The sequence below is a fragment of the Klenkia sp. AC732 genome (genome assembly GCF_979256525.1).
In genome coordinates this window covers 14,999-35,027 of sequence record NZ_CEEDOS010000015.1, presented here as the reverse complement: position 1 = coordinate 35,027, position 20,029 = coordinate 14,999, and the positions used below count along the sequence as shown (strand labels likewise).

The 20,029-nt window shown below is 73.5% G+C and carries 19 protein-coding genes and 1 tRNA gene; 4 read left to right on the top strand and 16 right to left on the bottom strand.

Annotated elements, in window-relative coordinates; genetic code table 11:
- Positions 1-2: 2 nt before the first annotated feature.
- Genes AC0IVP_RS09145 through AC0IVP_RS09135 form a run of 3 tightly spaced genes read left to right on the top strand, consistent with a single transcriptional unit; the run spans position 3 to position 2,786 of the window.
- A complete protein-coding gene (locus AC0IVP_RS09145) occupies positions 3-1,061 on the top strand; it encodes a peptidoglycan-binding domain-containing protein (RefSeq protein WP_471756079.1) in 1,059 nt (352 codons plus the stop codon).
- The gene (locus AC0IVP_RS09140; protein WP_471756077.1) at positions 1,054-1,701 is read left to right on the top strand and encodes an ABC transporter ATP-binding protein; all 648 of its coding nucleotides are present in this window, start codon (positions 1,054-1,056) and stop codon (positions 1,699-1,701) included. Before AC0IVP_RS09145 ends, AC0IVP_RS09140 begins: the two co-directional genes overlap by 8 nt.
- Complete coding sequence (locus tag AC0IVP_RS09135) at positions 1,698-2,786, top strand: ABC transporter permease (RefSeq protein ID WP_471756075.1); 1,089 nt, start codon at positions 1,698-1,700, stop codon at positions 2,784-2,786. Before AC0IVP_RS09140 ends, AC0IVP_RS09135 begins: the two co-directional genes overlap by 4 nt.
- A gap of 424 nt (positions 2,787-3,210) precedes the next feature.
- On the opposite strand, the gene AC0IVP_RS09130 is transcribed toward AC0IVP_RS09135, so the two are convergent.
- The 11 genes from AC0IVP_RS09130 to xerD all read right to left on the bottom strand — a co-directional run bounded on the left by AC0IVP_RS09130 (position 3,211) and on the right by xerD (position 11,867).
- The gene (locus AC0IVP_RS09130) at positions 3,211-3,387 is read right to left on the bottom strand and encodes a hypothetical protein (protein ID WP_471756073.1); all 177 of its coding nucleotides are present in this window, start codon (positions 3,385-3,387) and stop codon (positions 3,211-3,213) included.
- A 654-nt stretch (positions 3,388-4,041) separates the two neighbouring features.
- Positions 4,042-4,115 (bottom strand) — tRNA-Pro (locus tag AC0IVP_RS09125).
- Between the two features lie 74 nt (positions 4,116-4,189).
- On the bottom strand, positions 4,190-5,527 hold the full coding sequence (gene der, locus AC0IVP_RS09120; protein WP_056300154.1) for a ribosome biogenesis GTPase Der: 1,338 nt from the start codon (positions 5,525-5,527) through the stop codon (positions 4,190-4,192).
- A complete protein-coding gene (gene cmk / locus AC0IVP_RS09115; RefSeq protein WP_056300157.1) occupies positions 5,524-6,219 on the bottom strand; it encodes a (d)CMP kinase in 696 nt (231 codons plus the stop codon). Before cmk ends, der begins: the two co-directional genes overlap by 4 nt.
- The gene (gene aroH, locus AC0IVP_RS09110) at positions 6,216-6,578 is read right to left on the bottom strand and encodes a chorismate mutase (RefSeq protein ID WP_471756071.1); all 363 of its coding nucleotides are present in this window, start codon (positions 6,576-6,578) and stop codon (positions 6,216-6,218) included. Before aroH ends, cmk begins: the two co-directional genes overlap by 4 nt.
- A 100-nt stretch (positions 6,579-6,678) precedes the next feature.
- Positions 6,679-7,536 carry a pseudouridine synthase gene (locus tag AC0IVP_RS09105; protein ID WP_082557193.1) on the bottom strand — a complete coding sequence of 286 codons (858 nt, stop codon included), beginning with the start codon at positions 7,534-7,536 and terminating at the stop codon, positions 6,679-6,681.
- A gap of 8 nt (positions 7,537-7,544) precedes the next feature.
- Positions 7,545-8,423 carry an SMC-Scp complex subunit ScpB gene (gene scpB / locus AC0IVP_RS09100; RefSeq protein WP_471756069.1) on the bottom strand — a complete coding sequence of 293 codons (879 nt, stop codon included), beginning with the start codon at positions 8,421-8,423 and terminating at the stop codon, positions 7,545-7,547.
- Complete coding sequence (locus AC0IVP_RS09095; protein WP_471756067.1) at positions 8,420-9,226, bottom strand: segregation and condensation protein A; 807 nt, start codon at positions 9,224-9,226, stop codon at positions 8,420-8,422. The genes scpB and AC0IVP_RS09095 overlap by 4 nt, the downstream gene beginning before the upstream one ends.
- An 85-nt stretch (positions 9,227-9,311) precedes the next feature.
- Complete coding sequence (locus tag AC0IVP_RS09090) at positions 9,312-9,830, bottom strand: hypothetical protein (RefSeq protein ID WP_471756065.1); 519 nt, start codon at positions 9,828-9,830, stop codon at positions 9,312-9,314.
- Positions 9,827-10,729 (bottom strand): ParA family protein, encoded by a 903-nt coding sequence (locus tag AC0IVP_RS09085; protein ID WP_471756063.1) that lies wholly within the window; start codon positions 10,727-10,729, stop codon positions 9,827-9,829. Before AC0IVP_RS09085 ends, AC0IVP_RS09090 begins: the two co-directional genes overlap by 4 nt.
- A 202-nt stretch (positions 10,730-10,931) precedes the next feature.
- The gene (gene xerD / locus AC0IVP_RS09080) at positions 10,932-11,867 is read right to left on the bottom strand and encodes a site-specific tyrosine recombinase XerD (protein WP_471756061.1); all 936 of its coding nucleotides are present in this window, start codon (positions 11,865-11,867) and stop codon (positions 10,932-10,934) included.
- Between the two features lie 117 nt (positions 11,868-11,984).
- Between xerD and AC0IVP_RS09075 the strand changes: the two genes are divergently transcribed.
- Positions 11,985-12,605: a hypothetical protein gene (locus AC0IVP_RS09075; RefSeq protein ID WP_471756059.1), complete on the top strand. Its 621-nt coding sequence runs from the start codon at positions 11,985-11,987 to the stop codon at positions 12,603-12,605.
- Here the strand turns inward: AC0IVP_RS09075 and AC0IVP_RS09070 are convergent.
- From AC0IVP_RS09070 to murJ, 5 genes are read right to left on the bottom strand one after another with little or no spacing between them, the layout of a single operon-like run.
- On the bottom strand, positions 12,570-13,148 hold the full coding sequence (locus AC0IVP_RS09070) for an NUDIX domain-containing protein (protein WP_471756057.1): 579 nt from the start codon (positions 13,146-13,148) through the stop codon (positions 12,570-12,572). The two genes, AC0IVP_RS09075 and AC0IVP_RS09070, sit on opposite strands and share 36 nt — an antisense overlap.
- Positions 13,148-14,860, bottom strand: a complete 1,713-nt coding sequence (locus AC0IVP_RS09065) for a CTP synthase (protein ID WP_471756055.1) — start codon at positions 14,858-14,860, stop codon at positions 13,148-13,150. Before AC0IVP_RS09065 ends, AC0IVP_RS09070 begins: the two co-directional genes overlap by 1 nt.
- Positions 14,844-17,231: a hypothetical protein gene (locus tag AC0IVP_RS09060; RefSeq protein ID WP_471756053.1), complete on the bottom strand. Its 2,388-nt coding sequence runs from the start codon at positions 17,229-17,231 to the stop codon at positions 14,844-14,846. Before AC0IVP_RS09060 ends, AC0IVP_RS09065 begins: the two co-directional genes overlap by 17 nt.
- Positions 17,228-18,349, bottom strand: coding sequence for a glycosyltransferase family 4 protein (locus tag AC0IVP_RS09055; protein WP_471756051.1), 1,122 nt, complete (start codon positions 18,347-18,349; stop codon positions 17,228-17,230). The genes AC0IVP_RS09060 and AC0IVP_RS09055 overlap by 4 nt, the downstream gene beginning before the upstream one ends.
- Positions 18,346-20,028: a murein biosynthesis integral membrane protein MurJ gene (murJ, locus tag AC0IVP_RS09050; RefSeq protein WP_471756049.1), complete on the bottom strand. Its 1,683-nt coding sequence runs from the start codon at positions 20,026-20,028 to the stop codon at positions 18,346-18,348. Before murJ ends, AC0IVP_RS09055 begins: the two co-directional genes overlap by 4 nt.
- Between the last annotated feature and the right edge of the window lies 1 nt (position 20,029).

Below are 20,029 nucleotides of genomic sequence, written 5' to 3'. Positions count from 1 at the left end.
CCGTGGCGATAGTCCTGCTCCTGGCGCTCGGATTCTGGGCCGGCCGCGTCACAATCGCCGACATCTCGGCCGAGCCGGCGGGATCCGCGACACTCGATGGCGAACCTGACCGTTGGACCACCGACCAAGTCAGCATCGGGCGGACACTGACGTTCTCCGGCACCCTGTCCGATGTCACGGTCCCTGGCCCCTACGCCAACGGAGACGGCACCGTGACGGCAGTGGACGTGGCAGGTAGCTCCACCATCGACAGCGGCTCAAGGCTCTTCGAGGTGAACCTCAGGCCGACCACCGCGGCGGTCGGTGACGTGCCTTCCTTCCGGGCCCTGCAGCTTGGTGACCGTGGGCAGGACGTCACGCAGCTGCGGTCTTTCCTGTGCTCGGGTAGGTACCTCCGGGACTGCCGCACCGATTCGACGTTCACCCAGGCGATGACTGCTGCGGTCATGAGGTGGCAGAAGGACCTGGGCACGACCCAGGACGGGGTCGTGCAGCCATCAGACCTCATGTACTTCACGAGCCTTCCGTTGGTGGTGAGACCGGCCGTCGACTTCACCGTCGGTCAACGGATGACCTCGACAACCCGTCCCTTGCTCGTCCTCGCCGGCTCCCCCACGCTGGTCTTGCGCGTGACGCCGGCGCAGGCCGAGCTGGTCCCGGCCGGCGTCGGGGCGACATTCGGGACGGGTGGCCAGGGCGTCACCGGACCGGCCGTGCCGGGTACGACGGCCTCGGATGCCGCATCCCAGGACGGCGGACTCGACATCCCCATCAACGCACCTGACGGCACCAGCGTGTGCACGGCCACCACCGAGTGCACCGTCCTGTTGAACGGCCAGGCATCGGCCGTGGTCCAGGTGGCCGTCCAGGTGATCCCAGCCCAGACGGGCACAGGTGTGCCGATCCAGGCCATCCAGACCCGCCCGGACGAGACCACGTTCCTCCGTGTCCCCGACGGCATCGAGATCGACGTGACCGTGGTCGGCTCTTCGGGAGGGATGGCGCTGGTCACCGGGATCGATGTCGGCCAAGTGGTCCTCGTCGACGCCGCCGATGACTGAACCCCTCCTGTCGGCCCGAGGGATGACCTACGGCTACCGGAAGAACCGTCCGATCTTCGATGACATGGACCTGCACCTCCAGCGCGCGTCGATGATCGCGCTGACTGGCCCCTCGGGTACCGGGAAGAGCACGCTTCTCTACCTCCTCGCCGGACTGCTGACGCCGTGGTCGGGCGAGGTGTACTTCGAAGGGCAGTCCCAGACCGCGGCATCCGATCCCGACAGAGCGAGGACACGGGCGACCAGGTTCGGCTTCGTCTTCCAGGACGCTGTCTTGGACCCCCGCCGCACGGTTCTCGATGCTGTCGTCGAACCCGGCCTCTACTCCAAGTCGACTCGGAAGACCCTGCGAGGACGGGCCCAACTTCTGCTGGCCGAACTACAGGTGGCCATCCCGATGACCTCGAAGCCGGGTCAGGTGTCGGGTGGGCAGGCTCAACGGGTTGGGGTCTGCAGAGCGTTGCTCATGGAGCCAGCGGTCGTCTTCGCCGACGAGCCCACCGGCAACCTGGACAGCGATTCGGCCGACGCCGTACTCGGGGCGCTCAGCAGGGCTGCGGAGTCGGGCAGCACCGTGATCATCGCCACCCACGACGACCGCGTCGTCGCGCGCTGCGACGAAAGAGTCGTGCTGCCATGAGCCTGCTGGTACTGCTGCGCGAATCGTGGGCCACTGCCCTGGCCGCCAAGACGTTCTCCGCGATCTTCGCGATCGTGATGGTCGCCGTGGTCACCGGAATCCTCGTTCTGGCGGGACAGGTAGGAGCGCAGCGACAAGAGGTGCAGCAGACTTTCGCGCGGCCCGACCTGCGCACCGTGACCCTGACAGATGACCAGAACCTGGGGTTGATCCCCGCGTCCTTGGCCTATCAGGCGAGATTGCTGTCGACCGTCGAGTCTGCTTGGGGCCTCGGAACGGCCTTCGACGTCTACAACGGCGCATTCCCTGAGGCCGGGCGGGTATCGGGTCGGGCAGTCGCCGGCAGTTGGGGCCAGGTGCCGATCACCATGCGGGACGGGCGTCTCCCCGCCGGCCCCGGCGAAGCGGTCGTGGAGGTCGACGATGCGCGCAGTCTGCGGATCAGCTCACTCGGTGGAGTTGTGGAGGACGCTGCCGGACGACAGTGGGCCGTCGTAGGTACGTTCTCGAGCGACTATTCAGGGGCGCCATCCCACGTCCTGGTCTTCTCCGATGCGGAGACAGTCCACTCGTTGGTCGTGACCTGCGTGGCCCTTGCTGACACGTCGGCCACCGCGCGCATCCTGGCCGCCCTGTCGGAATCGACCAAACCAGGTCAGATCGTCGTCGGCCAATCTGATGACGCCGAGGAGCTACGGGCAAGCATCTCCACGACCGTCAACCGGTTCGGGCAGACTTTCGTGCTCATCACACTTGCTGCAGGCTCCGTGGTCCTGGCGTTCCTGTCCTTTCTGATGGTGCACTCCCGGCGCCAGGAGTTCGGCCGACGCAGAGCGCTGGGTGCCACTCGGGCCGGAATCATCGGCCTGGTCATGACTCAAGGTCTACTGGTCTTCTCCGCCGGTGCCCTCGTGGGGCTGGTCCTCAGTCTCGTCATCGTCCACTGGCGCTTCGGCACCCTGCTGCCCTTCGACCTGATCTGGGCCGTGCCCGTCTGCGCCGTCGTGGGCGCTGTTCTGGCCCAGGTGCCCTCAGCGATCACGGCCAGCCTGCGGGATCCGGTTCAGGTACTACGCACTCCGTAGGCCTTGACCGCCTTGCGAACGGAGGGCCGGGTGAGCGCAAATCCGGGCTGCCAGGGTGTCCGCTGCTGCCAGCGCTTCGGGCCGTCAGGCCTGCCGCACGCCTCAGCGCCGGGTGCGCGCGACCACCGCCGCCGGCCGGCATCCCCAGGGCGAGTGCCCTGGGGCTGGATCGCCGGTGGGCCGCACTTGGGCGTGCGGCCCACCGGGGCCGGTGTCAGTGAGCGATGGGGTCAGTCGGTGGGGAGGGGGTCCTGCCAGCAGGCGCGGCGCTCGACGTCGCCCAGGACGTAGCCCAGTGCCTGCAGGTGACGGTGGCGGCCCGGGCCAGCTCGGAGGCGGTCACGGCCAGGGCGACGGTCACCTCGGACTTGGTGGCACGAGTGCGCCGGGCGACCTGCATGGCGCTGACCCCGAGCGCCGACAACTACCCGATGACGTCGGCCCGCTCGGCGGTGGTCAGCCCGGCCCGGTGCTCGTTCTCCGCCCAGCGGGTGACCAGCCGGTGCACCGACCCGGCGTCGTCGCAGGTCTCGTCGGCGACCACGACGACCCGCACCATGGCCTGCCCGGCGGTGAGCCTGCGGGCAGCCAGCGGGAACACGTGTTCTGCTCGGACGGGGAGGCAACAACCGGCGTCACGGGGCGCACGGCGAACATGACTGCCCCCCACCGGCTCGTTCGCCTCCATGGCAACGACTCAGGCCCGCGGAGCTCGATGTGCTGATGGTGCAGACGGAGGGTGCGCTTCAATGTGCAAGCCCCGCCCATGGACCATCGCCGGCGCGGCAGATGACCCTGTGATGCGTCGGGACGCAGGGAGACAGACGCGGAGTCTCACCCCACAGTGACGGTCAACCCATCCCGGCGTCTGGACCGGGACCGGGCCAACCCAGACACACCTGATGCACCCCGGGTGACACGCATGCAGGAGGGGCGCTGCCTGTGCAGCCGTGGTGACGGTGCACAAGCTCACGGCTGGATCGCACAGCGGACGTGTACAGGGGAACATCGCGCCTGCGCTACGACGCGAAGCCGCTGACGGGATCGACGCAGCCCACGATTGGTGACACGGATGAGCGCCAGGCGAAAGTGATTCGCTGAAGTCACACCCGAGGACGCCCACGATCGTCGATGCGCCACCGCTCACCGCGTCTCGGGACGTCCCAAGCACCGCGTGGCTGTACCCGTGGCTGTACTCAGCCGAAAGGCGGGCCGGCCGTTTCGGTCGACCCGCCTCTGACCTGCTCTATCTCTGTCGGGCTGACAGGATTTGAACCTGCGACCCCTTGACCCCCAGTCAAGTGCGCTACCAAGCTGCGCTACAGCCCGAGCTCGCGACGCCGTGGCGCCGGTGAGCTGCATGGAAGAGACTACCCGACGCCCTGGAGGCCCCGGGGAGCGGGTCAGCGCTTGCGGGCGTCCCGCGCCTTGGTCTCCCGGACCTTGATCGACACGTCGATCGGGGTGCCCTCGAAGCCCCACTTCTCCCGCAGCTTGCGCTCCAGGAAGCGCCGGTAGCCGGCCTCCAGGAACCCCGTGGAGAAGACCACGAACCGCGGCGGGCGGACGTCGGCCTGCGTCACGTACTTGATCTTGGGGACCTTGCCACCTCGGGGCGGGGGCGGGGTCTCCTGGACCAGCGCGCGGATGAAGTTGTTCAGCTCTGCCGTCGGGATGCGGTACTCCCACGAGGCGAGGGCGTCCCGCAGGTGGTCGGCGAGCTTGTTCACGCCACGGCCCTTGAGCGCGGAGATGTTGACCCGGTGCGCCCACTTCACCCGGGACAGGTCGCGCTCGATCTCCTTCTCCAGCTGGGCGTGCCGGTCCTCGTCCAGGGTGTCCCACTTGTTGATCGCGATGACCAGCGCGCGGCCGGACTCGATGACCTGGGTGATGACCCGCTGGTCCTGCTCGCTGATGACCTCGTCGGCGGCCAGCAGCACGATCGCCACCTCCGAGGCCTCGATGGCGGCCTCGGTGCGCAGGCTCGCGTAGTACTCCGTGCCGCTCGCCGTCCCCACCTTGCGGCGCAGGCCCGCGGTGTCCACGAAGCGCCACTGCTCCCCGCCCAGGGTGACCAGGGAGTCCACCGGGTCGACGGTGGTGCCGGCGACGGAGTCCACGACCGAGCGCTCGGACTTCGAGAGCCGGTTGATCAGGCTGGACTTGCCCACGTTGGGCCGACCGACCAGGGCCACCCGGCGCGGGCCACCCTCCTCCAGGGACTCGCGGGGCGCCTCGGGCATCGCGTCCAGGACCAGGTCGAGCAGGTCACCGGCGCCGCGGCCGTGCAGCGCGCTGACGCTGAACGGCTCGCCCAGGCCCAGGGACCACAGCTCGGCGGCGTTGGCCTCACCGCGCTCGTCGTCGACCTTGTTGGCGACCAGGATCACCGGGGTGGTGGACCGGCGCAGCACGCGCGCGGCCGACAGGTCGGTCTCGGTGACGCCGACCGAGGCGTCGACGACCAGCACGATCACGTCGGCGGTCTTCATCGCGTACTCGGCCTGCCGGGCGATCGAGGCGGCCATGCCGGACGCCTTGGGCTCCCAGCCGCCGGTGTCCACGACGGTGAACGTCTTGCCGTTCCACAGCGCCTCGTAGCTGATCCGGTCGCGGGTGACGCCCGGGATGTCCTGCACGACGGCGGCGCGGCGGCCGATGAAACGGTTGACCAGGGTGGACTTGCCCACGTTGGGCCGTCCGACGACGGCGACGACGGGGTTCGGGGTCTTGCTCATGTGCGTTCTCCTGCTCGTGCGGCCTGCAGCGCGAGCTCGACGACGGCCTCGACGACCGCATCGCGGTCCAGGTCGGTGCTGTCGACGACGATCGCGTCCTGGGCCGGCCGCAGCGGACTGTCCGCGCGGCTGCTGTCGTACTCGTCCCGGCGGCGCAGGTCGGCGGCCAGGGCCGCCACCTCGCCGGCGTCGGTGACGCCGAGCTGTCCGGCCCGCCGCTGCGCCCGGGCCTCCGGGGCGGCGGTCAGGTAGACCTTCACCGTCGCGTCGGGCAGGACGACGGTGCCGATGTCCCGCCCCTCGACGACGACGGCGTGCGCGTCGGCGACCAGGGACCGCTGTCGGTCCACCAGCAACCGCCGCACGGCGGGGACGGCGGACACCGGCGAGACGGCCCGGGTCACCTCTCCCCCGCGGATCCGGGTGGCGACGTCGACGCCGTCGACGGTCACCGTCTCGGTGTCGGCGGACGTGCCGACCCGGATGTCGGCGGCCGCCACCGTCCGCTCGACGGCGCCGGCGTCCTCCAGCTCGACGCCGGCGTCCAGGACGGCGACGGTGGCCGCCCGGTACATGGCGCCGGTGTCCAGGTAGGCCGCACCGAGCCGGGTGGCGACCATGCGGGCGACACTGGACTTGCCGGTGCCCGAGGGGCCGTCGAGGGTGACCTGACCCTGGAAGGGGGCGGTCACTGGGCGATGTCCCGGCGGAGGGCGACGGCGCCACGCAGGTACACGTGCTGGACCTCGGCCCGGGGCCGGGGGGTGTCCACGTGCGCCATCAGCCGCAGCACCCGCGGCAGGGCGTGCGGTACGGCGATCTCGGTGGCGCACATCAGCGGCACGTCGCCCAGCCCCAGCTCCCGGGCGGCCAGCGCGGGGAACTCGCTGACCAGGTCGGGGGTGGCGGTGAACAGGATGCTGATCAGGTCCTCGCCGGTGAGCTCGTTGCGCTCGAGCACCGTGGCGACGAGTTCGCGGGTCGCCTCGAGGACCTGGTCGCGGTCGTCGGCGTCGACCTGGGTCGCACCCCGGATGGCTCGGACGGCCACTGCACTCTCCTGACATCGTGGAACCGGTGCCCGGGTCGCCGGGCACCTCGATCGAGTCTAGAGAGCGGCTGCCACCCGCCCCCTGCGCTGCGCGGGGCGCTCAGAGCCCGACGAGCTCCTGCAGCGAGCCGACCTCGGCGCGCGACAGCTTGCGGATGACGCCGGTGCGCATCCGGGCCAGCTGGACCGGGCCCACGGCGGTGCGGGTCAGCCGGGAGACGGGCAGGCCCACCTCGGCCAGCAGCCGGCGCACGATGTGCTTGCGGCCCTCGTGCAGCACGATCTCCACGACGGACTGCCCGGCGTGGGTGTCCATCAGCTCGAAGCCGTCGACGGAGACCGGCCCGTCCTCGAGGGTGATGCCGTCCTTGAGGCGCCGGCCCAGGTCGCGCGGCACGCTGCCCGAGACCTGCGCCATGTAGGTCTTCTTGACCTCGTAGGAGGGGTGCGCCAGCCGGTGGGCGAGCTCGCCGTCGGTGGTGAGGATGAGCAGGCCCTCGGTGTCCTGGTCCAGCCGCCCGACGTGCACGATGCCCTTCTGCAGGTCGCCCACCATGTCCCCGACGGTGGGCCGACCGCGGTCGTCGCTCATCGCGGTGATGACGCCGAAGGGCTTGTTGAGCGCGTAGGTGACCCGGTCGTTGCGGACCTCGATGCGCACGCCGTCCACGGCGATCTGCACGGTGCGGGGGTCCACCCGCATGCCCTGCACGAGGACGGTCTTGCCGTTCACCGCGATGCGGCCCTCGTCGATCATCTCCTCGGAGACCCGGCGGGAGCCGACACCGGCGCGGGCGAGGACCTTCTGCAGCCGCTCGGCGTGCTTCTCCTCCGGCTCCGGGGCGTCCTCGCGGTCGCCGGGGTGGGCCGGGGCGAGCTCCATGTCCTCGGACCAGACGCCCTGCTCGTCACCCTGCTCAGGGGTGGGCTCGTCGGTGGGGGTGGTGTTCTCGCTCATGGTGGTCCTCAAGATCCTGGGTGTTCGTCGAGCACGGTCTGGGCCTCGGGCAGCAGCGGGGCGAGCTCGGGGAGCTCGTCGAGGCCGGTCAGACCCAGCCGTTCGAGGAACAGCGGGGTCGTGGCGTAGAGCCCCCCACCGCTGTCGGGGTCGGTACCGCACTCGTAGACCAGACCCCGGCTGACCAGGGTACGCACCACCGCGTCCACACCCACGCCACGGATGGCCGAGACCCGCGCACGGGTGACCGGTTGCCGGTAGGCGATGACCGCGAGGGTCTCCAGCGCGGCCTGGGTCAGCCGGCTGCGCTGACCCTCCAGGAGGTACCGCTCGACGACCCCGGCGTGCGCCTCCCGGGTGTAGAGCCGCCAGCCCTCGCCGACCCGGCGGAGCACCATCCCGGCCTCGCGGGCGTCGTAGGACTCCCCCAGCTCGGCCAGCGCCCGGCGCAGCGTGCCGACCGGGCAGCGCAGGGTCGCAGCCAGCGTGCCCTCGTCCACCGGGGTGTCGACGACGAACAGCAGCGCCTCCAGGGCGCCGAGCAGTGCGTGCGGGTCGGCGTCGTCGGGGACGTCGGGCGCCCTGTCCTCGACCGACGCCTCCTCCACCGACACCTCGTCCAGCGGCCGCAGCGGCAGGTCCTCCAGCTCGACCCGGGGCCGTGGTGGTGCCGCGGCCGGCTCGGGGACGGCCGGCGGCAGCTCCGGCGCCTGGCGCACCGGGATGCCCAGCGAGGCGGCCAGCGCGGTGGCGGCCTGGTCCCAGTCGTCGACCTCGGCCTGCTCGTCGGCGGCCTCGGCGGCGGCCAGCTCCGCGGCGACCCGGTCCCAGGAGAACCCGTCGTCGGGGCCGGTCGGGTCGGGGCCGGTCACGTCGGGGCCGGTCACAGCACCGCCCCCGGGTCCTCCCCCGGTACCGGCCCGGTCCAGAGCACGGTGAGCTCGCCCAGCGGCGTCTCCTGCTCGAAGTCGACCAGTCGTTGCCGGTACAGCTCCAGCAGCACCAGGAACCGGGCCACCTTCTCCAGGGTGTGCACACAGTCGCCCGCGAGGGTGGCGAAGTCGATGCGCCCGGCGTCGGCGACGCGGCCGCGGACCAGCAGCAGCTGCTCGGACACGCTGACGGCGGGGGCGTGCAGGTGGGTGACGCTGACCGTCGGCGGCGGCTTGGGGGTCAGCGTCTGGGCGGCCAGCGCGGCGAACTGCTCGGGGGTGACCCCGAGCAGCACCTCGGGCAGCAGGGCGGCGAACCGGGGCTCCAGCGCCACGTCGCGGGGGAAGCGCTGGGCGGCCTCGGCCTCCCGCTCGCGCAGGAACCCGGTGACCCGCTTGTAGGCCTGGTACTGCAGCAACCGGGCGAAGAGCAGGTCCCGGGCCTCCAGGGCGGCCAGGTCCTCCTCGTCCTCGACGTCGGCGGCCGGCAGCAGCCGCGCGGCCTTGAGGTCGAGCAGGGTGGCCGCGACCAGCAGGAACTCCGAGGCCTGGTCCAGGTCGAGCTCGTCGCCCAGGGCCCGCAGGTGGGCGATGAAGTCGTCGGTGACGCGGGACAGCGCGATCTGGGTGACGTCGAGCTGGTGCCGGCCGATCAGCTGCAGCAGCAGGTCGAAGGGGCCCTCGAAGTTGACCAGCCGCACGGTGAACCGCCCGGCGTCGCCCGGGGCGACGTCGGGGCGCTCGGCGAGCGCGGTCACGGCGTGATCACGGGGCCGAGCCTAGGGCGACCCACCGACAGGACCGGGGACCGAGCACCGCCCGGTCCCCCACCCGCCCCTCCGGTCAGCCCTGCCGCAGCCGCCGCACCAGGACCGAGTCCTCGCCGTGGGACTCCAGGTCGGCCAGCAGCACCGCGACCGCCTCGCGGACGATCCGCCCGCGGTCGGCCACCACGCCGTGCTGGCCGCGCAGGACCAGCCGGGCGCTCTCGATGGCCAGCAGCTCCTCTGCGGAGCAGTAGACGGTGATCTTCTCCTCGTGCTTGGTGCGCTCACGGGCGCTCCGCCGGGCCCGGACCGCCGGCCCGACGGCAGGCAGGGCGCTGCGCACCGAGGACAGCTCGTCGGGGGTGTCCCGGACCAGCTGCAGCGGGGTGGCGCCGGGGGCGGCGTCGTCCACGCCGACGGGGGCGTCGTCGTCCTCGGGACGGCGGGAGGCGTTGCCGCGCAGCGCCGGGGAGGACGCGGCGGCGGCGAGGGAAGGCAGCTCGGACACCGGCGCGGGGGCCGGGCCGACGGAGGGGGCGTCCGTGCGACGGAAGAAGAGCTCGCTCGCGCCGGGGAGGACGGGGCGACGGGTCACAGTGCGAGGACCTCCTTGGCCAGGTCGCGGTAGGCCTGGGCGCCGATGGACGTGGAGGCCCAGGTGGTGATCGGCTGACCGGCCACGGTGGTCTCGGGGAAGCGGACGGTGCGGGTGATGACGGTCTGGAAGACGGTGTCGCCGAAGGCCTCGACGACCCGGCTGAAGACCTCGCGGGCGTGCACGGTCCGCGAGTCGTACATGGTGGCCAGGATGCCGTCGACCTCCAGGGAGGGGTTGAGGCGCTCCTTGACCTTGTCGATGGTGTCCACCAGCAGGGCGACGCCGCGGAGGGAGAAGAACTCGCACTCCAGCGGGATGATCACGCCCTGCGCGGCGGTCAGCGCGTTGACGGTCAGCAGGCCCAGGGACGGCTGGCAGTCGATGAGGACGTAGTCGTACTCCTGGCGCACCTCGGCCAGGATCCGCAGCAGCGACTGCTCGCGGGCGACCTCGGAGACCAGCTGCACCTCGGCGGCGGACAGGTCGATGTTGGAGGGCGCCAGGTCCAGGCCGCGGACGTTGCCGACGTCGCGGACGATGACGTCGCGCAGCGTGGTGTGCCGCTCCATGAGCGCGTTGTAGACGGTGCGCTCCAGCTGCTGGGACTGGATGCCCAGGCCCACCGAGAGCGCGCCCTGCGGGTCCAGGTCGACGAGCAGCACGCGGCGGCCCTGCTCGACGAGGGCGGCACCCAGGTTGATGGTCGACGTGGTCTTGCCGACGCCGCCCTTCTGGTTGCACATCGCCACGATGCGGGCCGGTCCGTGCCGGTCGATGGGCTTGGGCGTGGGCAGCGGACGCTGCCGCGCACGCGCGGGGTCCTGGCGGCCGGCGGGCACGCCCATCTCCACCTCCGGCGCCCCCACGTGCGGGTGCGCGACGGCGGAGCTCGTCACGACGGGTGTCGCCATCCTCGGTGCCTCTTCCCTCGGTGCAGCTGGTGCAGTCCCCGGTGGCGGGTCGTCCCGGCTGTCGCCGTGTCGACTTGTCGCCCTCCGACACCGTCATCGGCAGTGCTGCACGGGTGTGTGACCACCCGTGGTGAGCAGACATCGACCCAGAGCAACGCCGTAGCGCGGGAAGGCGCGCTTCCCGAGGTCAGTGCAGGGCACGCGGGTGGGATGTGGCGTACACCTCACGCAGCCGGTCCACGGTCACCAGCGTGTAGACCTGCGTCGTCGTCACCGAGGCGTGCCCGAGCAGCTCCTGGACCACCCGGACGTCGGCCCCGCCGTCGAGCAGGTGCGTGGCGAAGGAGTGCCGCAGGGTGTGCGGCGACAGGTCCGCGACCTCGGCGAGCCCGGCCCGCTCCGCCGCCGTGCGCAGCACCGCCCAGGCCGACTGGCGGGACAGCCGACCGCCCCGGGCGTTGAGGAACAGCGCACCCCGCACGCCGGACCCGGTGGCCAGCGCCGGACGGCCGCGGACCAGGTAGGCCTCCACCGCCCGGACGGCGTAGCTGCCCACCGGCACCACCCGCTGCTTGCCGCCCTTGCCGGCCAGCCGGACCGACCCGTGGGTCAGGTCCAGGTCGTCCACCGCCAGCCCGACGGCCTCGGAGATCCGCGCCCCCGTGCCGTACAGCAGCTCCAGCAGCGCCCGGTCCCGCAGCCCGCGCGGGCCCTCGTCCAGGCCGGCGGCCTCCAGCAGCGCCTCGACCTGCTCGACGGTGACCGCCTTGGGCAGCCGCCGGGCCGGCGCGGGCGGCTTGACCTGGGCGGCGACGTCGTCGGGCACCAGACCGTCGAGCAGGGCGAACCGGTGCAGCCCGCGGACGGCGACCACCGCCCGGGCCGCCGAGGTGGCCGACAGCGGCGGGTGCTCGTCGTCCCCGGTGCGCAGGGCGGTGAGGAACCCGGTCACGTCGGACTCGGCGACCTCGCCCAGCCCCCGGACCCCGGCGGCGTCCAGGAAGGCGCAGTACCGGCGCAGGTCCCGCCGGTAGGAGCTGGTCGTGTTGGCCGACAGCCCGCGTTCGACGGTCAGGTGGTCCAGGTACCCGGTCACCACCCGCTCCACCGCGACGTCGGCCACGCCCCCCACTCCACCGGACGCCCGCCGCTCCCGCCCCGGGACACGCCGGGGCACCGGCACCGCGAGAATGGCCGGGCACGGGGTCCGCCGGCCCCGACGGAGACCGGGGGCCCCGCGATGCTGCTCTACGCCGAACGACCCGCCCTGCGGAGCCGCCAGCTCGCCGCCGACGTCGGCCTGCTCGCCTGGGCGGCGCTGTGGGTGTGGCTGGCCCGGGTCGTGCACCGCGCGGTGCTGGTGCTGGCCGAGCCCGGCGTCGCGGTCGAGGACCTGGGTCGCTCGATCAGCGTCACCATGGGCGACGCTGCCGGGGTCGCCGAGGACGTGCCGCTGGTCGGCGACGACCTGGCGGTGCCCTTCCAGGCACTGGGCGACTCCGGCAGCGGGGTGGCCGGGGCCGGGCAGGGCCTGCAGGACGCCGTCGCCACCCTGGCGCTGGTGCTCGCCGTCGCGCTGGTGGTGATCCCCGTCGGCTGGGCGCTGGTGCGCTGGCTGCCGTGGCGGCTGGGCTGGGCCCGGCAGGCGGCCGCGACCACCCGGCTGGACCTCGAGCTGCTGGCCGCCCGCGCCGTCGCGACCGCCCCGCTCACCGCGCTGGCCGCGCTGCCGGCCGGGACCGGTGCCGCCTGGCGGGACCGGGACCCGGCCGCGACGCAGGCCCTCGCCGAGCTGGAACTGCGCCGGCTGGGCCTGCGCCTGGGCTCAGAAGCCGGTGTCGACCGGGCGCAGCTGCGGTGAGGACGTGCGGGCGCGGGTCGCGGCGAGCAGCCCGATGACGGCCAGCGCGTTGCGCACCGTGCCGTCGAAGACCATCTGCACCGCGGTGTCCAGCGGCACGCGCTCGACGGTCATGTCCAGCTCCTCGTGCTCCACCGTGAAGCCCTCGGGCCGGTCCACGGTCGACAGGCCCTCGGCCAGGTAGAGCCCGACCTGCTCGTCGCAGAATCCCGGCGTCGAGTAGGAGGTGGTGAGCAGCTGCCAGCGCTCCGCGGCGAGCCCGACCTCCTCGGCCAGCTCGCGCTTCGCCGTCTCCAGCGGCGGCTCGCCCTCGGCGTCGCGCAGGCCCGCCGGCAGCTCCCACAGGTGCTCACCGATCGGGTGCCGGTACTGCTTGAGCATCACCACCGCGCCGTCCTCGTCCAGCGCGACGACACCGACCGCACCCGGGTGCGCGACGACCTCACGGACCGACGTGCCGCCCTCGGGCATCGCCACCGTGTCCCGCCGCAGCGAGATGACCCGCCCCGAGTAGACCTTCTCGGAGGCGAGGACCTCGTACATCAGATGCCCATCTCGGCGGCCTCGGGCACCGGCAGCCGGGCGGACTCCTGGAAGCCCACTGCGGCCTTGACGAACGCCGCGAACAGCGGGTGCGGCCGGGTCGGACGGCTCTTGAGCTCGGGGTGCGCCTGGGTGCCGACGAAGAAGGGGTGCACGTCGGCGGGCAGCTCGACGAACTCCACCAGCGTGCCGTCCGGTGAGGTGCCGGAGAAGACCAGGCCGGCCGCGGACAGCTGGTCGCGGTAGGCGTTGGCGACCTCGTAGCGGTGCCGGTGCCGCTCGGTGATCTCGGTGGAGCCGTAGGCGGCGGCGGTGACCGAGCCCTTGACCAGCGCGGCCGGGTAGGAGCCCAGCCGCATCGTGCCGCCCATGTCCCGGTCGCCGGCCACGACGTCGAGCTGCTCGGCCATCGTGGAGATGACGGCGTGCTCGGTGTCCGGGTCGAACTCCGCGGAGTTGGCGTCGGGGATGCCGGCCAGGTCGCGGGCGGTCTCGATGACCATGCACTGCAGCCCCAGGCACAGCCCCAACGTCGGGATGCCGTTGACCCGGGTGTGCCGGATCGCGCCGAGCTTGCCCTCGATGCCGCGGACACCGAACCCGCCGGGGATGCAGACCGCGTCGACGCCGTGCAGCGCGGTGGCCGCACCCTCCGGCGTCTGGCACTCGTCGCTGGGCACCCAGCGGATCTGCACCCGGGTGTGATTGGCGAACCCGCCGGCACGCAGCGCCTCGGTGACCGACAGGTAGGCGTCGGGCAGGTCGATGTACTTGCCGACCAGGCCGACGGTGACCGTGCGCTGGGGGTTGTGCACCCGGTCCAGCAGGTCGCCCCAGACGGTCCAGTCGACGTCCCGGAAGGGCAGCCCCAGCCGGCGGACGACGTAGGCGTCCAGGCCCTCGGTGTGCAGCACCTTGGGGATGTCGTAGATCGAGGGGGCATCGGCGCAGGAGATGACGCCCTCGGCCTCGACGTCGCACATCAGGCTGATCTTGCGCTTGAGGCCCTCGCCGATCTCCCGGTCGGAACGGCAGACCAGCGCGTCGGGCTGGATGCCGATGCTGCGCAGCGAGGCGACCGAGTGCTGGGTCGGCTTGGTCTTCAGCTCACCGGACGGCGCGATGTAGGGCACCAGGGAGATGTGCAGGAAGAAGCAGTTGTCCCGGCCCAGCTCGTGCCGGACCTGGCGCGCGGCCTCCAGGAAGGGCAGCGACTCGATGTCGCCGACGGTGCCGCCGATCTCGGTGATGACGACGTCGACCCGCTCGGCGGAGTCTGCGCCGGCCAGCATCCGGGCCTTGATCTCGTTGGTGATGTGCGGGATGACCTGCACGGTGTCGCCCAGGTACTCCCCGCGCCGCTCCTTGGCGATGACGTCGGAGTAGACCTGCCCGGTCGTCACGTTGGCCCGCCCGGTGAGGTCGGCGTCCAGGAAGCGCTCGTAGTGCCCGATGTCCAGGTCGGTCTCGGCGCCGTCCTCGGTGACGAAGACCTCGCCGTGCTGGAACGGGTTCATCGTGCCCGGGTCCACGTTGAGGTAGGGGTCCAGCTTCTGCATCGTCACCCGCAGACCGCGGGCCGAGAGCAGGGCCCCCAGCGAGCTCGCGGTCAGTCCCTTGCCCAGGGAGCTGACGACGCCACCGGTCACGAAGACGAACTTCGTCGGTTGCGAGTTGGGGAGCAGATTCCGCGTTTCAGCCAGTCGACCCACGGGCGCTCACGCTAACACGGTCCCCAGCCGCTCCCCCGTCGTCCGCCGCGGGTGCTGCGTCACCGTCCGGCAGGCGCCGCGGGGCAGCGGCCAACCACACCAGCAGCGGCACCAGCAGGGTCGCCGCGGTGGCCGGGACGGCGACGCCGGAGTCGTTGACCGCGGCGGCGATAGTCAGGCTCAGCGCGGTGGCGACCAGGGCGGCCCGCAGCACCAGGACGTCGGCCGCGGGCAGGTCCCCGGGGCTGCCGACCGGCCGGCTGCGCAGCAGGCCACCCGGGCGCAGCAGCCACAGCGCCGCGACGAGGGCGACGGCCAGGGTCCAGGACAGCGGGCTCCCGACCAGGATGCCCAGGTTGGCCTCGGCCTTGCGGCTGACCACCGTCCAGGCCTGCCCGTCGACCAGCTGGGCGACGAACCGGCCCAGGTGGCTGCGCTCCGCGGGGGGCTGCCGCCAGTCCAGCACCGCGACGGTGCCCACGGCGAGCACGGCCACGCCCAGCACGGCCACCAGCCGGACGACGGTGACCCGGATGCCGGCCAGCAGCATGGCCAGCAGCAGGAACCCCGGCACCGCGGCCAGCACGCCGCCGAAGTCCCGGCCCAGCGAGGGCGCGCCGATCAGCCCGGTGACGACGACACCCACGACGAGGGTCACCAGCAGCACCTGCCGCCGTCCCCCACCCGCCGAGCGTCGGGCCAGAACCACGGCCAGGCCCGCGGTCAGCAGCAGCCCGCTGACCGCGAGCAGGCCGAAGGTGAGGTTGCCGTAGCCGGTGAACCGGCCGGCGACGATCGCGTCGTAGCCCAGCAGGCCGTCCAGCTCCAGGTGCGAGCCGGTGACGACGTCTCCGAGGAGGGTGACCAGGGTGACCACGAGGACGGCGACCGCGGGGCCCAGCCGCCGGCGCCGCCACGGGCCGAGGGAGGCGACGAGGGTGACCAGCGCGGTGAGGACGGCGACGGAGCCGGCCAGCGCCGTCCGGGGGGCGCCGCCGTCCTGCCAGGGCACGGCACTGGCCAGGTAGGTGGCCACCGGCAGTGACGCGGCGGCCAGGCAGACCGGCCGGACGAAGCGGCGCAGCCGGTTGCGGGTGGCGATGCTGGGCTGCCGGCGGGCCCACCAGTCGCGCAGCCGCTGCGGGGTGTACCGCGGGGCCCGCCAGCCGCCGAGGGTGAGCAGCCCCAGTCCGACGACGACCGCCGACACCAGCACCAGGATCCAGAAGAAGTCCCCGGTCGTGCGGTTGTGCACGATCGCCCGGGTGTTGGCCTCGTCGAGGTCGGCCACGGCCCGGGCGAGTGCCGGCCGCTCCCCCGTGGCGCTCATCGGCTGGCCGTTCATCGAGGTCGGCTCGTCCAGTCCCAGGGCGCGCAGCGCGGTGGGCGCGGTGTCGATCAGCTGCACGAACGGCGCCCGCCCGGTGCTGGCGGAGGTGAGCCAGCCGCCGTCGTAGCCGGGGCCGTTCGCGATCGCGACGTGCAGCTGGGGGCGGCCGTCGTTGACCTCGGACACACCCTGGACGAGCAGCAGGGTGTCCCCGGGCAGCGTGGTGAGTGCGGCGCGCACGGCGCCGACGGCCTGGTCGACCTGGCCCAGGGCGGCACCGCGGGGCAGCGGCTGGGTGCCGGTGTCGGTCTCGTCGGCACTGGGCGCGCCGGCGTCGGTGAGGTCGCCCAGCGAGACCAGCGTCAGCGGACACCCGGCGACCACCCCGGCGATGCCGGCCGCGTCGGCGGGCAGTTCCCCCACCTGGGTCAGCGTCGCCTGCGGGCCGGCGGCGGCCACGGACGCCGCCCGGCCGACGGTGCTGACGCAGGGGACGGCGTCCCCGAGGGCGCCGGGTTCGGCGCCGAACCGCGCGGTGGCCTCGTCCTCGGCGACCCGGGCGACGGCAACCGCCGGGGCGGCGATCCCGACGTTGGCGACCTGCTCCTGGAGCCCGCAGTAGGACAGCGAGGTGTCCTCGGGGGTGTCGGGTCCGAAGATGTCCGGGACGGCGGCCGGCAGGTCGTCCTGGGCCTCCGCGCCGGGGTCGGGCGGCAGCGGCACGGGCGGGATCGGCTCGACGGCCTGGGCCCAGCGCGCACGGTTGCCCGCCCCGAGGGTGGCCCAGCCGTCCAGGACGCACGTGGTGGAGCGCGCGGCCCGGACGCTGAGCGCGCCGATCGCGGACTCCTGCGCGAGCGTCCACGTCTGCGGCATGACGTCGGGGTCCACGTCGGACCAGACCAGCCCGGGGACGCCGAGGACGACGACCCGGTCCGCGGCGTAGGAGGTCTCCTCGGCGGCACCGGCCGGCGCTCCCAGGCCGAGGAGCACGGCCACCGACGCCAGCAGGACCACCAGGGCCCGGCGGGCGACCGTCACCGGTCCGCCGGTCCGAGCAGCTCGCGGTAGAGGGCGACGAGCTGGCGGGCGGTGCCCGCCTCGTCGGGCCAGCGGGCCGCCTGGGCCGGCCCTGCTGCAGTCAGCCGGTCGCGCAGCGCCGGGTCGGTGAGCACGGCGGTGACCGCGTCGGCGAGTGCACCGGCGTCACCGGCGGGCACCAGCACCGCGGCGTCACCGACCAGCTCGGGGATGCCGCCGACCCGGGTCGCGACCAGCGGGGTGCCCGAGCGCAGCGCTTCCTGGGCGGTGAGCGAGCGGGCCTCCCAGACCGAGGGCAGCACGCACACGTCGGCGGCGGCGAGCAGGTCGGCGACGTCGGCGCGCCGCCCCAGCAACCGCACCGGCAGGCCCTCGGCGTCGATGCGGGACTGCAGGGGCTGCTCGAGCGGTCCGTCACCGGCGACGACGACGAGGGCGTCGGTCCAGCTGCGTGCGGCGTCCAGCAGGGTGTCGTAGCCCTTCTGCGGGTGCAACCGGCCCACGGCGACCACCAGCGGCCGGTCGCCGTCCAGGTCGAGGTCGGCGCGGACCTGCGCCCGGTCCCGCTGCGGGGCGGGCAGCGGCGGGGCGGACACCGGGGCGACCCGGACGTCGCGGGCGCCGAGCCGGGTGGCGTTCTCGGCCAGGTCCCCCGACGCCGCCAGCACCACGTCGGCGGCCCGGACGGTGGCGGCCTCCGCGCGGGCGAGCACGGCGCGCTTGAGCCCCCCGCCGGGGGGCAGCTCGTTGTGCAGGGTGACCACGAGCGGGTGGGTGGCCCGGCCGGCGCGGCGGGCGGCGGCCGCGACCAGGCCGGCGCGCAGCCCGTGGGCGTGCACCAGGTCGACGTCGGCGGTGGCCCGGGCGAGCGCGCGGACGGCCCGCAGGTCGGCGACCGGGTCCAGCCCGGCCGAGATGCCCACCGGCCGGAAGGCCGCGAGCGCGGCGAAACCGAAGAGTGCGTCGGTCGCAGCCGGCCCGCAGACCCGGACCTGCGCCCCGGCACGGCCCAGCGCGGCCAGCACCGACCGGACGTGCGTGCCGACCCCGCCGGTGCTGGTGGCCAGCACCTGCGCGACCCGGCGCCCGGCGAGCACCTGCTGCTCCTGCTCGGTCACCGGTCACCCCTGTCTGCTCGGTCCGTGCCCTCGGTCGGTGCCCGGTCCGTCCCGGTGTCCGCGTCCCCGCCGGACCGGAGCCCGCGCACGGCGGCCGTGAGCGGTCGCCGGGCCAGTCCCATCATGACCACCGCCGCGACCACCAGCACCGTGCCCCCGGCCAGGACGCCGATGCCGACCGCGGCGAGCACCCCGCCACCGGGCACGGGGTCCGAGTCCAGCGCGCGGGAGACGGCCAGCCCCGCAGCACCGCCCAGCACCCCGGCCAGGACGGCGACGGAGCCGGTGCGCGGCAGTCCGGCCAGCCCCTGCGCCCCGACCACCCGGTGGACCACCATCAGCAGGCCCAGCCCGGCGACGGTCACCCCGATCGTGTGGCCGGTGGCCAGCGCGACGGCCCGCTGGTCGCCCGGCAGCACACCGGCCAGCACCAGGTCCGCGGCCACGGCGACCAGCCATCCCCCGCCGACGCACACGGTGGGCGCCTTCCAGAGCCCGCGGGCGTAGAGGGCCCGGGTCAGCACCGCGACCAGCCCGTAACCGAGCAGGCCGGGCACGAACGCCACGATGGTCGGGGCCAGGGCGGCCGCCGATGCGGCGTCCCGGTCGGAGGCGAGGAACACCCGCGCCATCGGCCCGGACACCGCGACCAGTCCCGCTGCGGCGAGCGCCGACAGCGCCACCACCAGGACCACCACCGGGGCCAGCACCCGGCGGAAGCCCTCGTCGTCACCGCGGGCAGCGCGCTCGGACAGCCCGGGGTAGGCCGACGTGGCCAGCGGGACCGCCAGCGCCGCCCAGGGCAGCAGGAAGAGCGTCATGCCGGCGAAGTACACGACCTGGGTGCCGTCGGGCACGCCCCCGGCGTTGGCCAGCCGGATCGCGACGACGGCGACCAGCTGCTGCCCGGCCAGGGTCAGCACCCCGGCCACGGCCAGCCGGCGCACCCTCGGCGCCGCCCCCACCGGGAACCGCAGCCGGGGCCGCAGCCCCAGGCGCAGACCGCGCAGCGGCAGCAGCAGGCAGCCGGCCAGCGCGACCACCCCGAGCGTCGTCCCGACGCCCAGGACGAGCTCGGCGGGCCGGGACAGGTCCTCCGCCGCCCGCGCGCCGCCGATGCCGGCGAAGGTCAGGTAGGCCCCGGCGACGACGACCGAGGACAGCAGCGGGGCCAGCGCGGGTCCGGCGAAACGACGGTGCGCCTGCAGCACCCCGGTCAGCACGATCCCGATGCCGTAGAGCACGACCTGCGGGGCGAAGACGACCAGGAAACGGGCGGCCAGGTCCACCTTGGCCGGGTCGGCGGCGTCGTCCCCGAGGAGACCGACGGCGATCGGGCGGGCCAGCAGCGCCAGCGCGACGGCCAACGGGGTGAGCACCAGCAGCGCCCAGCCCAGCAGCGCCGAGGCGGTCTGGCGCACCTGCTCCCGGTCCCCGGCGGCGATCCCGCCGGCCAGCATCGGGACCATCAGGCTGGCCAGCGCCCCGCCGGCGACGACCTCGAAGACGATGTTGGGGACGTTGTTGGCGGCCAGGTAGGTGTCACCGGTGCTGGCGGCACCGACGGTGTTGGTGAACACCACGCTGCGCCCGAACCCGGCGAGCCGGGCGACGACGGTGAGCACCGCGATGAGCGCGGCAGCCCCGGCGACGCCGCGCACGGCCTGCTGGCGGGTCACC

What these genes read in the sequence shown, in the direction of transcription:
- der (WP_056300154.1), bottom strand. Translation starts at nt 5,527, where the DNA reads ATGAGCAAGACCCCGAACCCCGTCGTCGCCGTCGTCGGACGGCCCAAC.
- AC0IVP_RS09140 (WP_471756077.1), top strand. Translation starts at nt 1,054, where the DNA reads ATGACTGAACCCCTCCTGTCGGCCCGAGGGATGACCTACGGCTACCGG.
- AC0IVP_RS09075 (WP_471756059.1), top strand. Translation starts at nt 11,985, where the DNA reads ATGCTGCTCTACGCCGAACGACCCGCCCTGCGGAGCCGCCAGCTCGCC.
- AC0IVP_RS09135 (WP_471756075.1), top strand. Translation starts at nt 1,698, where the DNA reads ATGAGCCTGCTGGTACTGCTGCGCGAATCGTGGGCCACTGCCCTGGCC.
- AC0IVP_RS09105 (WP_082557193.1), bottom strand. Translation starts at nt 7,536, where the DNA reads ATGAGCGAGAACACCACCCCCACCGACGAGCCCACCCCTGAGCAGGGT.
- AC0IVP_RS09070 (WP_471756057.1), bottom strand. Translation starts at nt 13,148, where the DNA reads ATGTACGAGGTCCTCGCCTCCGAGAAGGTCTACTCGGGGCGGGTCATC.